The organism is Klebsiella sp. Lac1 (genome assembly GCF_009825425.1).
Lineage (GTDB): Bacteria > Pseudomonadota > Gammaproteobacteria > Enterobacterales > Enterobacteriaceae > Klebsiella > Klebsiella electrica.
Window position 1 is genome coordinate 1,942,408 of the sequence record NZ_VJZJ01000001.1, and the last position, 12,886, is coordinate 1,955,293.

General features: G+C 55.0%; 16 protein-coding genes and 2 pseudogenes. 11 read left to right on the plus strand and 7 right to left on the minus strand.

Annotated elements, in window-relative coordinates:
* Nucleotides 1-38: 38 nt before the first annotated feature.
* Entirely contained in the window at nucleotides 39-362 is a 324-nt protein-coding gene (gene mliC / locus FNY10_RS09315; RefSeq protein WP_100683672.1) for a C-type lysozyme inhibitor, read from the minus strand.
* A 92-nt stretch (nucleotides 363-454) separates the two neighbouring features.
* Entirely contained in the window at nucleotides 455-1,579 is a 1,125-nt protein-coding gene (gene anmK / locus FNY10_RS09320) for an anhydro-N-acetylmuramic acid kinase (RefSeq protein WP_100683671.1), read from the minus strand.
* A gap of 267 nt (nucleotides 1,580-1,846) precedes the next feature.
* On the opposite strand from anmK, the gene slyB reads away from it, so the two are divergent.
* The 4 genes and pseudogenes from slyB (at nucleotide 1,847) to FNY10_RS27310 (ending at nucleotide 3,356) form a co-directional block, all read left to right on the plus strand.
* On the plus strand, nucleotides 1,847-2,314 hold the full coding sequence (slyB, locus tag FNY10_RS09325; RefSeq protein WP_100683670.1) for an outer membrane lipoprotein SlyB: 468 nt from the start codon (nucleotides 1,847-1,849) through the stop codon (nucleotides 2,312-2,314).
* A 417-nt stretch (nucleotides 2,315-2,731) separates the two neighbouring features.
* A pseudogene (locus FNY10_RS27300) lies at nucleotides 2,732-3,028 on the plus strand (MASE4 domain-containing protein).
* Nucleotides 3,018-3,068, plus strand: a pseudogene (locus FNY10_RS27305) (hypothetical protein); the annotation flags it as partial. The pseudogenes FNY10_RS27300 and FNY10_RS27305, both read left to right, overlap by 11 nt.
* 21 nt (nucleotides 3,069-3,089) lie before the next feature.
* A complete protein-coding gene (locus tag FNY10_RS27310) occupies nucleotides 3,090-3,356 on the plus strand; it encodes a hypothetical protein (RefSeq protein ID WP_416309054.1) in 267 nt (88 codons plus the stop codon).
* 38 nt (nucleotides 3,357-3,394) lie between these two features.
* Here the strand turns inward: FNY10_RS27310 and slyA are convergent, their stop codons facing one another.
* Nucleotides 3,395-3,835 (minus strand): transcriptional regulator SlyA, encoded by a 441-nt coding sequence (gene slyA / locus FNY10_RS09335; RefSeq protein WP_131048003.1) that lies wholly within the window; start codon nucleotides 3,833-3,835, stop codon nucleotides 3,395-3,397.
* Between the two features lie 172 nt (nucleotides 3,836-4,007).
* Here slyA and FNY10_RS09340 point away from each other — a divergent pair, with 172 nt between their 5' ends.
* From FNY10_RS09340 to FNY10_RS09350, 3 genes are read left to right on the plus strand one after another with little or no spacing between them, the layout of a single operon-like run.
* Nucleotides 4,008-4,244, plus strand: a complete 237-nt coding sequence (locus tag FNY10_RS09340) for a DUF1656 domain-containing protein (RefSeq protein WP_004862692.1) — start codon at nucleotides 4,008-4,010, stop codon at nucleotides 4,242-4,244.
* A 10-nt stretch (nucleotides 4,245-4,254) separates the two neighbouring features.
* Nucleotides 4,255-5,151, plus strand: a complete 897-nt coding sequence (locus FNY10_RS09345; RefSeq protein WP_160704770.1) for an HlyD family secretion protein — start codon at nucleotides 4,255-4,257, stop codon at nucleotides 5,149-5,151.
* Nucleotides 5,151-7,175 (plus strand): FUSC family protein, encoded by a 2,025-nt coding sequence (locus FNY10_RS09350; protein WP_160704768.1) that lies wholly within the window; start codon nucleotides 5,151-5,153, stop codon nucleotides 7,173-7,175. Before FNY10_RS09345 ends, FNY10_RS09350 begins: the two co-directional genes overlap by 1 nt.
* On the opposite strand, the gene sodC is transcribed toward FNY10_RS09350, so the two are convergent.
* The 3 genes from sodC to FNY10_RS09365 form a co-directional block, all read right to left on the minus strand.
* Complete coding sequence (gene sodC, locus FNY10_RS09355) at nucleotides 7,168-7,689, minus strand: superoxide dismutase [Cu-Zn] SodC (protein ID WP_141964486.1); 522 nt, start codon at nucleotides 7,687-7,689, stop codon at nucleotides 7,168-7,170. The genes FNY10_RS09350 and sodC overlap by 8 nt on opposite strands.
* Before the next feature lie 71 nt (nucleotides 7,690-7,760).
* Nucleotides 7,761-8,657, minus strand: a complete 897-nt coding sequence (locus tag FNY10_RS09360; RefSeq protein WP_141964485.1) for an aldo/keto reductase — start codon at nucleotides 8,655-8,657, stop codon at nucleotides 7,761-7,763.
* Nucleotides 8,658-8,705: 48 nt separating this feature from the next.
* Nucleotides 8,706-8,945 carry a DUF1289 domain-containing protein gene (locus tag FNY10_RS09365; protein WP_032687394.1) on the minus strand — a complete coding sequence of 80 codons (240 nt, stop codon included), beginning with the start codon at nucleotides 8,943-8,945 and terminating at the stop codon, nucleotides 8,706-8,708.
* Nucleotides 8,946-9,084: 139 nt separating this feature from the next.
* On the opposite strand from FNY10_RS09365, the gene FNY10_RS09370 reads away from it, so the two are divergent.
* The 4 genes from FNY10_RS09370 (at nucleotide 9,085) to rnt (ending at nucleotide 12,163) form a co-directional block, all read left to right on the plus strand.
* Entirely contained in the window at nucleotides 9,085-9,684 is a 600-nt protein-coding gene (locus FNY10_RS09370; protein WP_142255874.1) for a TetR/AcrR family transcriptional regulator, read from the plus strand.
* 53 nt (nucleotides 9,685-9,737) lie between these two features.
* Nucleotides 9,738-10,835, plus strand: a complete 1,098-nt coding sequence (locus FNY10_RS09375) for an alkene reductase (protein WP_160704766.1) — start codon at nucleotides 9,738-9,740, stop codon at nucleotides 10,833-10,835.
* A 163-nt stretch (nucleotides 10,836-10,998) separates the two neighbouring features.
* A complete protein-coding gene (gene gloA / locus FNY10_RS09380; protein WP_100683663.1) occupies nucleotides 10,999-11,406 on the plus strand; it encodes a lactoylglutathione lyase in 408 nt (135 codons plus the stop codon).
* 106 nt (nucleotides 11,407-11,512) lie between these two features.
* Nucleotides 11,513-12,163, plus strand: a complete 651-nt coding sequence (rnt, locus tag FNY10_RS09385) for a ribonuclease T (RefSeq protein ID WP_100683662.1) — start codon at nucleotides 11,513-11,515, stop codon at nucleotides 12,161-12,163.
* 51 nt (nucleotides 12,164-12,214) lie between these two features.
* Here the strand turns inward: rnt and grxD are convergent, their stop codons facing one another.
* A complete protein-coding gene (gene grxD, locus FNY10_RS09390; RefSeq protein ID WP_131047997.1) occupies nucleotides 12,215-12,562 on the minus strand; it encodes a monothiol glutaredoxin 4 in 348 nt (115 codons plus the stop codon).
* Nucleotides 12,563-12,886: the final 324 nt, after the last annotated feature.

Genomic DNA, 12,886 nt, shown 5'->3' on the forward strand with positions numbered 1-12,886 from the left:
AACGGGTGGCGTCATTGTGCGCCCCCGGGGCAGAAATCTCAACGTTTGGCCGTCTGCAGCCGACAGTTTTCCAGCACAACGCGATCGCGCTTGTAAACGGTGGCGCTGTCGCCTTTCGACCAGAAGACATAGACGCCGTCGGTATAGCGCGCACCTGATGCCGAAAGCCCCTGCGCCAGATTCAGCTGCTGGTTGTCATAGATAAAACTGGCCATCTGACGGCTATTGTTGATGTGCACGGTCAGCGGTTTCTGATCGCACTGATACTCCAGGGTATCCGTCTGCATCCGCTCCACAAACTGGTTATAGTAGCTACAGCCTGCGAGCATAAAGGGTACTACAGCGATAAGGATTTTTTTCATTCGTTTGCCTTCGACTTTCCCGGTCCAGGAGGGCAAATTGCCCCCCGTTTACTTGATCCAGTTTACCGGCTAATAAAAAACAGGTGTTTCAGTTAACTCTGATTCTGCGGTCGGTTTGCGGGGAAAATAGCCCCCAGCACGGTGGCCTCAGACGCGCCGGTGACCGAGGGGAGATTGCCGGGAAGCCCGGACATCGTTCGCCACGCCAGCCAGGCGAACGCCAGCGCTTCCATATCATCGCCGCTGATTCCCGCCGCATCGGTCGTGGAAACCTCCGTTCCCGGCAACAGCGCCGCCAGCCGCGCCATCAGCAGCGGATTACGCGCCCCGCCGCCGCACACCAGCAGGCGTTCGCAGCCGCCGCTCAGCAGCACCTGCTCCGCGATGGTCACCGCCGTCAGCTCAGCCAGAGTCGCCTGCACATCCTGCGCCCGCAGCCCAGGGAAGCGGGCCAGATGGCGCTCCAGCCAGCCGTAGTTGAAATATTCGCGTCCGGTACTTTTCGGCGCCGGTAGCGCAAACCACGGGTCGCTGAGCATGTTTTGTAACAACGGCAGCAGCACCTTGCCCTCGCTGGCCCACTGCGCGTCTTTATCGTAGGGTTTTCCACACTGGCGCCAGATCCACGCATCCATCAGCATATTGCCAGGTCCGGTGTCATAGCCGCGGACCGGCACGCCCGGCGCCAATAGCGACAGGTTGGCAATCCCGCCGATATTAAGCACCATTCGCCGTTCGACGGGATGCGCCAACAGCGCCTGGTGGAAAGCGGGCACCAGCGGCGCTCCCTGACCGCCAAGTGCCATATCACGACGCCGGAAATCGCCCACCACCGTCACGCCGGTATGGGCAGCTATCTGGTTGTTATCACCGATTTGCAGCGTATTCGGCGCGTCGCCAGTCGGTTCGTGCCATACCGTTTGTCCATGACAACCGATGGCGACAATGTCCGCCGGCTGCACATTTTCCTGACGCATAAGAGCCAGTACGGCATCGGCAAATAAGCGCCCGAGACGCGTATCCAGTTGACCGAGCCGGGATAACGTCAGCGTTTGTCCCTGGCAGATAGCCAGAATATCCTCTTTTATTGCCACCGGAATGGGGTACGACAGACTGGCCTGCTGCGCCACTACGCTTTCGTTGATTGCCGCCAGAACCACATCAATACCATCAAGGCTGGTTCCGGACATTACGCCGATAAAGTGACCTGATTTCATACGCCTTCCTTCATTCCATGACTTTCGTATGCCTCACACTCCATCATAAAGAAGAGCGCAATGCTACGTTGCACTAACGTTTATTAACATTAAAGCGCGAAAGATTGCGCATGACGCAAAGAACGTATGTTTATGTTAAGTTGAAGAGGTGCGGATTATTATTTTTTGTATAGTCCATGCCGGAGGTCTGCCAGCCGACGATGAAATGCCATATAATTGAACGCATGGACGTTCAACAGAACACTATTCGGTGAAGGAGATTCATAAATGATTTTACGTGTTTTGGCTGTCTCGATGATTGGTTTATCGCTTGCAGGTTGCGTGAGCAGCAGCGGCCTCTCCGGAGACGTTTACTCCGCATCGGAAGCCAAACAGGTGCAAAGCGTCACCTACGGGACCATTGTTCATACCCGTGCTGTTCAGATCCAGAGCGGTGATGACAGCAATGCTATCGGTGCTATCGGTGGTGCGGTGCTCGGCGGTTTCCTCGGTAACACCATCGGCGGCGGTACTGGCCGTTCTCTGGCAACCGCAGCAGGCGCAGTCGCCGGCGGCGTCGCTGGCCAGGGCGTACAGGGTGCGATGAACAAAACTCAGGGCGTTGAGCTGGAAATCCGTAAAGACGACGGCAATACCATCATGGTGGTGCAGAAACAGGGTAACACCCCGTTCTCTGTCGGCCAGCGCGTGGCGATTGCCGGCAGCGGCAGTCAGGTTACCGTCTCCCCGCGTTAAGCTTTTTCTTATCAGTACGGCCTTCCCGGGCCGTACTCTTCAACCAATGGCTTGATATGAAGACGTTGGCGGATACTCGCTAAAAAACCGCACGGTCGCATCCATCCCTCCTTCTGGTTCTCTCTTGCGTTTGCGCAATATTTAGCATCCGCGTTATTGTATTATTTTATGAATGACCTTACGTCGGACAGAACCGCTTTATATAAAGTCTTTACAAGGATGAAACTTATGACTGTTAACCGCAGCCGCTTAGCAAAACGGTTTTTTGTGTACTCCGTCATTTGTACTATGGCTATTGGCGTAATACACATGCTCTCCTCATCATTAATTAGTCGTATCCCTACGTTTAATTCCTTTTTTTCCCGCGATGACTATTTTTTATTAATTCTGCACATTACGGTTTCAAGTTTCATGATGATGAAGTCCTGGTGCAATAGAAAGCGTCTGTATCTGATTCCGATTGCCAGTGCGTTCGCCGGTTCATCATAGCTGATGTTTGGAACGTTGAGCTGCTATCCCGGGTGGTTCCTGTGTGATTCGAATCTGTTTGCTAACGCTAACGCTGCGCTGATTTTTTACAGCTTCCGTAATATGATGATGCTGTTTAACGCGGCGATTATTTTATATTACTTTCGCCATAGTCCAAAACTCACCCGCACGGTGTTTTTTTTGTGCTGCGTATATTTTTACGCTGGCTTTTTTATTGTTATCTGAAAACGACACCGAGTACGCCTGGTATCATGCACGTTTTTTTGAAGTCATCAGCACGTTGTTTATGTTTTTCATTTTATTGTGCGATGTATTCAGTCTGTATCGGGAATCCAAAAACAAATACCTGAACTCTTCCCAAAATTCGATCCGTGACCCGCTGACCCGGCTATACAACCGCAGCTACTTTTATGACACGCTCGCCGCCCAACTCGAGAAAACCTCGGTTTCCCGGCCCCTGTCGGCGATCGTCGAGTGCGTAAGGCGAGCGGACGCGGCAATGTATGAGGCCAAAAAAGGCGGGCGTAATCGGGTGGTTATCTGGCACAAGTAAATAAAAAAGGGCCTTGAATACTCAGGGCCCTGAATAAATTAATCTTTTTCCTGAAGATCGAGGATATTTTTTTCCAGTTTACGCACTAAACTGAGCAGCGTTGCGACTTCTTCTGCCGATACGCCAGACAGAATTTCATCTCGCGTCTTGCCGATCACCTCTTCCATTTCGTTGATCAGCGGCTCCGCTTTTTCCGTTAACCTGATTCGTTTCGCGCGCCGGTCGTTTGCACAAGTCTGGCGAGAAATGAGGCCTTTCTCTTCCAGCTGATCCAGCGTACGCACCAGTGAGGGTTGCTCGATACCAATAGCTTTCGCCAGTTGAATCTGCGACTGCTCAGGAGGCAGCTGATGAATATTATGCAGCGTGACCCAATGCGTCTGCGTTAACTCCAGAGGTTTCAGGCGATGGTCGATCAGCGCGCGCCAGACGCGCACTAAACGTGCCAGATCAGAACCAAGTGGCGATTCCAATTTCATCTCCTTATAATTAGCTTGCTAAGTTATTATACTGATTTTACAATAGTGTGCAGCATTTGAATAATCAAAACAAATGAATTACCTGATACACCAAATTCAACACAATGATTTACAATGTGTAATAGTAGCATGCTGTGAACATTCTCCCTGCAATGGCAAAGGATTTTTGCTTGTGAAACTGAGTCTTAACACTTCCGGACTGGCGCTGCAGGATCTGGTATTCGGTGCGTCAATTTACTTTCCTCCCCTGTTTAAAGCCGTGCTGCTGGGATTTTTTATCTGGCTGGTTATTCATCGCCAGTTGCGCGACTGGATGTATGCCGGCGATATCTGGCATCCCTTGCTGATGGATCTGTCCCTGTTTGCACTCTCCGTGTGTCTGGCTCTGGTTTTACTGACTGCCTGGTAATGTTCACGACATGAAAAAACTTAAATATCTCTCGACGTTATTGGTCGCCGCACTTGCGATTATTGCCGCCTGGCTGGTCTGGAACTATTACACGCAATCCCCCTGGACCCGGGATGGCAAAGTACGCGCCGAGCAAGTCAGCATTACGCCGCAGGTCTCAGGCAGCATCCTCCAGCTAAACGTTCGCGATAACCAGCTGGTCAAAGCAGGCGACGTGCTGTTCAGGATCGATGACACTCCCTATCGGATTGCCGCTCTCAACGCCGAAGCGCAGCTGGCGAAAGCGAAAGCAGAAATGGCCAAAGCGCAAGCGGAGCAAACAAAAGCGGCCAGTGACGCCCGTCGTCGTCGTCGTCTTTCGCCAGAGGCCATCTCCGCCGAAGATCTGGAAAGCGTGAATACCGCACTGAATAGCGCCACCACCACTCTTGCGGCCGCCAAAGCGGTGGTCGGCGTGGCACAGGCCAGTCTCGAGCACGCGCAATGGCAGCTTGACCAGACGGCAGTGAAATCGCCGGTAGACGGCTGGGTGACAAACTTAACGACCCGCGTGGGCGACTACGCTTCCGCGGGCCATCCGGTTTTCGCCCTTGTCGATAGCAATTCATTTTATGTCATTGGTTATTTTGAAGAAACTAAGCTGCGGCATATTCGCGCCGGCGATCCTGCGCAGATAGTGTTATACAGCAGCAAACAAACGTTACAGGGTCACGTATCCAGTATCGGCCGAGCGATCGGCGACCAGAGCATTGAAAGCGGTAACAGCCTGGTCGCGAATATCAAGCCGAATATCCCGTGGGTGCGTCTGGCCCAGCGCGTACCGGTGCGTATCGCGTTAAACGACTTACCTGCGGATATAACCCTGGTTTCCGGGACCACCTGCACCGTCTCGATTGGCGCCCCCTGATGAAACGGCTGGTCCCGTCGTGGCAGGCGCTTCCCTGGATTAAAGCCAGCCGTGCGCAGTGGCGCTATGCCCTGCGTAACGGTATTGCGATGTGTCTCGCGCTGAGTATTGCCTACTGGCTGGATCTTGATGAACCCTACTGGGCGATGACCTCTGCCGCCGTCGTCAGTTTTCCGACGGTAGGCGGCGTTATCAGTAAGAGCTTCGGGCGCATCGCCGGAAGCCTGCTCGGCGCCTGCGCCGCGCTCCTGCTCGCCGGGCATACGCTAAACGATCCCTGGCTGTTTTTATTCAGCATTTCGGCATGGATTGCGCTCTGCACCTGGGCCTGCGCAATGTATACCAACAACGTGGCCTACGCCTTCCAGCTCGCCGGCTATACCTGCGCCATTATCGCCTTTCCGGTTATCAACGTTACCGACGCCAATGAGCTATGGACTATCGCCCAATCGCGGGTTTGCGAGGTTATCGTCGGTATCCTGTGCGGCGGGCTGATGATGATGATCATGCCCAGTACGTCGGATGGCGCCACGCTGCTGACGGCATTGAAAAATATGCATGCTCGCCTGCTTGAGCACGCCAGTCTGCTGTGGGTACCGGAAACCACCGATGCCATTCGCACCGCCCACGAAAGCGTGATCGGGCAAATCCTGACCATGAACCTGCTGCGTATTCAGGCCTTCTGGAGTCATTACCGTTTTCGTCGTCAGAATCCGCTGCTGAACTATTTACTCCACCGGCAGCTGCGGCTGACCAGCGTAATCTCCAGCCTGCGCCGGATGTTGCTTAACTGGCCAGCCGCGCCAGCACAGACCCGCGCAGTCCTGGAAACACTGCTTATCGCGCTGGCCAACCCCGGGGCCGATTTTTACGCTGTCGCCCGGATAATTGCCCCGCTGGCACCTCCCGCCGATGCCGACTATCGCCATCTCGCTTTCTGGAAGCGCCTGCGCTACTTTTGCCGCCTGTATCTGGACAGCAGTCGCTGGCTCCGCCGCGTGGAGAACGCCTCGGCAATCGCCGAATTTAATGTTCCTTCCGCCCCGGCATTAGCTCGTTATACCGATCAGGCCGAAGCGTTATGGAACGGTATCAGAACCTTCTGCGCGCTGGTGGCGGTGGGGGCATGGGGTATCAGCACCCAATGGCAGTCCTGCGCCGCCGCGCTCACCCTGGCGGCAATTTGCTGCGTACTTTATTCGGTCTCACCCTCGCCGTTCAAATCACTGAGCCTGCTGATGCGGACGCTGATATTGCTGTCGATATTCAGCTTCGGGGTGAAATTCGGCCTGATGGTGCAGATAACCGACCTGTGGCAGTTCCTGCTGTTCCTTTTCCCGCTACTGACCACCATGCAACTGCTCAAGCTGCAAATGCCAAAGCTGGCGGGTCTGTGGGGACAATTGATTGTCTTCATGGGGTCGTTTATTTCGGTGACCAACCCGCCGGTGTACGACTTTGCCTCTTTTCTCAACGATAATCTGGGAAAAATCATCGGCGTCGGCTTTGCCTGGCTTGCTTTTGCGGTGATCAACCCCGGCTCCGATGCGCGCAAGAGCCGCCGCCACATAAAAGCGTTACGCCGTCACTTTGTCGATCAGCTGAGCCGCCGTCCGCAGCATAGCGAACACGAGTTCGAATCGCTGGTCTACCATCACATCAGTCAGTTAAGCAACAGCCAGGATGCCCTGGCGCGACGCTGGCTGCTGCGCTGGGGCGTGGTGCTGCTTAACTGTTCACATGTGGTCTGGCAGCTTCGCGAGTGGGAAGCCCGTTCTGACCCGCTCTCGCAGGTCCGGGATTTATGCATCAGCCTGCTTCGGGATGTCATGAGCGAACGCGGCGTCCAGCAACGTCCGCTGGCCGCAACATTGCAGGAGCTACAGCGAATTTGCGACACCCTGAACCATCACCACCAGCCGGCGGCAAAAGAGCTGGCTGCCGTGATCTGGCGGCTGTATTGCGCCCTGTCCCAGCTTGAGCAGGCACCTGCGATCGGGACGATAACCGAAAGAGCTACTTAATCACCCCGCAGGCAAAACGTTCGCCGCCTCCGCCGAGGGGCTGCGGACTGTCGGACATATTGTCTCCACCGACGTGGACCATCAGGGCTTTTCCCCGCACCTCAGCCAGCGTTTTAAGCCGCGGCGCCACCACCGGCTGGGTGGCTTTCCCGTCGCTGTTGACGAGCAGTACCGGCAGGTCGCCCAGATGCCCGCGCCCCTCAGGCCCCTCATGTTTCCCGGTCTGCTGCGGGTCGTAATGTCCGCCGGCGGCACCGGCGGCGACGGCCTTACCGTCTTTCATCGCCGGTTGGCAGCTACCGTTAGCATGAATGTGAAAACCATGTCGACCCGGCGGTAGCGCTTTGAGATCAGGGGTAAATTCCAGCCCCTTTGCGGTCTCGCTGATTTTAACGCTGCCAATGGCCTGGCCCACGCTTTGGCTGGTAACCAGATTGAGATCCACGTTTTCGCTGGCCGCCTGCGCGCCCGCTGAGATCGCTAAAGTCAGTATTGCAAGGATACATCGTTGCATAACACCTCCAGAATGGCTCTGTCCCTGATAAGTGTAAACCAGAGACGACCATTGTGGAGGCGGTGGGAGGATTATGGTACGTCGTAACCCAGCGCGGCTTTGCGGATGCGGAACCACTGCTGACGGGACATATTCAGCTTTTCGGCCACTACGGCAGAACGCACGCGCTCGATTTTACCGGAACCGATGATTGGCAACGGCTGCGACGGCAGACGCAGGATCCACGCATAAACCACCTGCTCAATGCTCTCAGCATTCAGCTCCTGAGCCACCTGCGCCAGCTCATCGCGCAGCGGCTGGAAGCTTTCATCATTAAACAAACGCCCGCCGCCGAGGCAGGACCAGGCCATCGGCCGGATACGCAACTGCTGGAGCTGATCCAGGGTGCCATCCAGCAGCAGCGGCTGGTGTACCGGAGAGATTTCAACCTGGTTGGTGGCCAGCGTAAACGGCAGGCGCGATTGCAGCAGCGTAAACTGCGCCGGCGTAAAGTTGGAGACGCCAAAGTGGCGAACTTTACCGCTGTGATGCAGGGCGAGGAAAGCTTCCGCCACCTCATCCGCATCCATTAACGGATCCGGGCGGTGGATCAGCAGCAAATCAAGATGGTCGGTCGCCAGATTGCGCAAGGACTGCTCGGCGCTTAAGACGATATGATCGCGATCGGTGATATAGTGGCCGATGGTGTTTTCGGCGCGGGCTTTAGTGGCAATGCCACATTTGCTGACGATTTCCATGCGGCTACGCAGATGCGGGGCCTGCTTCAGCGCTTCGCCAAAGGCCGCTTCGCACTGATAATTGCCGTAAATATCCGCGTGATCGACGGTAGTCACCCCCAGATCCAGGTGCTGCTCAATAAAACTGACCCGCTCGTTCACGGACATATTCCAGTCCATCAAACGCCAGTAACCCATTACAAAACGCGAAAATTCCGGCCCCTGTGGAGCCATAGCAATACGCTGAACCATAACAACGTCCTCAACAAAAAAGTGTGTTGAGTATACGCAATTTTGCCATTAAAACAGTGAAGGCTGCTGTGGTTCTTCCTCGGCCTGCGGCTTATTCGCGCGTAATTTGCGCAACAGACGCTGACGGCACAGGCGCAGCACATCCTGCTTCTGAGCATCGCTCATTGTTTGCCAGTGAAAACGCTCTTCACGGCTACGAAAGCAACCGCGACAAAATCCACGTTCATCTGACTGACAAATTCCCCGGCACGGACTCTGTACCGGGAAAAACTCCAGCTGCTCTGCCACTCCACGCCTCCGGCGACTTCTCTGTGTCTTTTATTGAAGACGTTTCAACGCCATCTGGCAACTTTTGTTATTCAGTCCCCTGCCGCAGGCGACATTTTTTGTGCTTGCATTAGACCAATCGGTCTATTACAGTGAGCGCATGAACAAACATAGCGAATACGATACCCGCGAACATATTCTGGCAACCGGTGAACAGCTGTGCATGCACCGCGGTTTTACCGGAATGGGCCTGAGCGAGCTGCTGAAAATAGCGGAAGTGCCGAAAGGTTCTTTCTACCACTATTTTCGCTCTAAAGAAGCTTACGGCGTCGCGCTGCTTGAATATCACTATGCTGGCTATATCCGCCGCCTGGTTGACCATTTTGCTCACGGCGAAGGGAATTATCGCGACCGCCTGCTGGCTTACTACCAGCATACCCTGGCGCAGTTTTGCCAGCAGGGCGTAATCAGCGGTTGCCTGACGGTGAAGCTCTCCGCTGAAGTGTGCGATTTGTCTGAATCCATGCGCGAAGAGATGAACAAAGGCGCCAGCCAGATTATTACTTTGCTGGGCGAAGCGCTGGAAAAGGGCCGCCGGGAAGGCAGCCTGACATTTAATGGCGATGCCTTTACCCTCTCCCAGGTGCTTTACTCCCTGTGGCTGGGGGCCAATCTGCAGGCCAAGATTACCCGCAGCGCAATGCCGCTGGAAAGCGCCCTTGCCCATGTCAGACAGATTATTGCAGCGCCTGGCGTTTAACAGGCGTTTTTATTTAACGAATTACGAGACGACCGGTCTACTCAGGAGTCATTATGTCCGAATCAAAACTGTTTTCCCCACTGAAAGTCGGTGCCATAACCGTACCTAACCGCGTATTCATGGCTCCGCTGACGCGCCTGCGCAGTATCGAACCCGGCGATATCCCGACGCCGTTAATGGCAGAGTACTATCGTCAACGTGCCAGCTCCGGACTGATCATCTCCGAAGCCACGCAGATTTCAGCCCAGGCAAAAGGCTATGCCGGCGCCCCAGGTCTGCACAGCCCGGAACAGATCGCGGCATGGCAGAAAATCACCGCCGGCGTTCACGCTGAACATGGCCGTATCGCCGTGCAGCTGTGGCACACCGGTCGTATTTCCCATCACTCCCTGCAGCCCGGCGGCGAAGCGCCGGTCGCGCCTTCTGCTATCAGTGCGGGCACCCGTACCTCCCTGCGCGATGAGCATGGTCACGCTATGCGCGCCGATACCTCGATGCCCCGCGCGCTGGAGCTCGATGAAATTCCGGGGATCGTCGATGATTTCCGCCAGGCGGTAGGCAATGCCCGCGATGCCGGCTTTGACCTTGTGGAGCTGCACTCTGCGCACGGCTACCTGCTGCATCAGTTCCTGTCTCCTTCTTCTAACCAGCGTAGCGATCGCTACGGCGGCAGCGTTGAAAACCGCGCGCGTCTGGTACTGGAAGTGGTGGATGCCGTCAGCAAAGAGTGGAGCGCCGACCGTATCGGGATTCGCGTCTCACCAATCGGTAGTTTCCAGAATGTCGATAATGGCCCGAACGAAGAAGCCGATGCGCTGTATCTGATTGAAGAACTCGCCAAACGCGGCATTGCCTATCTGCACATGTCCGAGCCGGACTGGGCCGGCGGCCAGCCGTACAGCGACGCGTTCCGTCAGAAAGTGCGCGATCGCTTCCCGGGCGCGATTATCGGCGCCGGCGCCTACACGGTAGAAAAAGCCAACGAGTTGATCGGCAAAGGCTTAATCGATGCGGTGGCCTTTGGTCGTGACTATATCGCCAACCCCGATCTGGTCGCACGTCTGCAGCATAAAGCCGCGCTGAACCCGCAGCGCCCTGAAAGTTTTTACGGCGGCGGTGCGGAAGGCTATACCGATTACCCGACGTTGTAATCCCGCCGGATAAGAAAGAGCCGCGTAAGGGCCGCCTGAAATGGCGGCCTTTTTACGATATAGTGCTCAGGGGTATGAAACGCCTTGTCCGTTTTGTTACGCTATTCTGACAATTGCACATACGGTCTCTGCTAAGGGGCTGTAAACAAGGAGTATAAAAACTATGCGCTTACTTCACACCATGCTGCGCGTTGGCGACCTGCAACGTTCTATTGAGTTTTACACCAACGTGCTGGGCATGAAGCTGCTGCGTACCAGCGAAAACCCCGAGTACAAATACTCGCTGGCCTTCGTGGGCTACGGCGAGGAAAGCGAGACGGCAGTTATCGAGCTGACCTATAACTGGGGCGTTGACCAATACGACCTCGGCAGCGCTTACGGTCATATCGCGCTGAGCGTGGATAACGCCGCCGAAGCCTGCGAGCGTATTCGCCAGAACGGCGGCAACGTCACCCGCGAAGCGGGCCCGGTGAAAGGCGGTACCACGGTTATCGCTTTCGTTGAAGATCCGGACGGCTACAAAATTGAACTGATTGAAGAGAAAGACGCTGGCAAAGGTCTTGGCAACTAAGCTGCTTCGGGCGCTTATCGGCGCCCGCTGTTTTTCCCCTTCCTGCTGCAAGGCACGGCAAAATTTGCCATAATGCGCGCTACTTTTTTCCAGTTAAGAGAATCTGATGTCCGAGAACGTTCAACTTAATGGTCTGTGCGACCGTTTTCGTGGTTTCTACCCCGTGGTGATTGATGTAGAAACCGCCGGGTTTAATGCTAAAACCGATGCCCTGCTTGAGATAGCCGCCATTACGTTGAAAATGGATGAGCAAGGCTGGTTGATGCCGGACGAGACGTTGCATTTTCATGTTGAACCTTTCGAAGGCGCTAATCTGCAGCCTGAAGCGTTGGCCTTTAACGGCATCAATCCGCATGACCCTGAGCGCGGCGCGGTGAGCGAATACGACGCCCTGCACGCCATTTTTAAAATGGTCCGCAAGGGGATTAAGGACCACGATTGTAATCGTGCCATCATGGTGGCCCACAACGCGACGTTCGATCTCACCTTTACGATGGCCGCCGCCGAACGCGCCGGGCTGAAACGTAATCCGTTTCACCCGTTCGTGACGTTTGATACCGCGGCGCTGAGCGGACTGGCGCTCGGTCAGACGGTGCTGTCCAAAGCCTGCCTGGCCGCCGGGATGGCGTTTGATGGTGCCAAGGCGCACTCTGCGCTGTACGATACCGAGCAGACGGCGCAGCTGTTTTGCGAAATCGTCAACCGCTGGAAACGTCTTGGCGGCTGGCCATTACCGCTTGCCGGACAAGAAGAATAAGAGACAAAAAAAGCGACTTCACAGGAAGTCGCTTTTTTACTGGCAGCAGACTTATTCAGCTTTCGGTTCGTCGGCCTTGTGCTTTGCCGCCGTTTCTTTGATCAGCTGCTGCAGCTCGCCGCGCTGATACATTTCAATCACGATGTCGCAACCGCCAACCAGCTCGCCATCAACCCACAGCTGCGGGAAGGTCGGCCAGTTCGCATATTTCGGCAGTTCCGCGCGGATATCCGGGTTTTGCAGGATGTCAACGTAGGCAAAACGCTCGCCGCATGCAGACAGCGCCTGTACAGCCTGAGCGGAAAAACCACAGCTTGGCAGTTTCGGAGACCCTTTCATGTACAGCAGGATCGGGTTTTCAGCGATTTGACGTTGGATTTTTTCTACAGTCGTGCTCATTGTCATGCTTCCTTAACTTCTATACGGCAGTAATTTGTCATTGTAGCGTCCTGAACGCAGGACGGATAATAACATTTTTTTCACTCATTATATTTTATCTTCTGTGCTCAGAAGTTGCCTTAAAAATATCACTTTGCCCGTGTAAAAGCGGTATCTCTTTAGACTGGCCCCATAGATCGCCGGGCAATTCGACCCACCTTAAATTAATGACTATCGGGAGAATGGCATCCGCACAGTGCGTTAGGCTACCGTTCGCCGCGGGAAAATCTGCGACGTCGGCAGGCCTAAATAAGAGAGTCGATCAGTCTGGAGTTATAGGGGAAA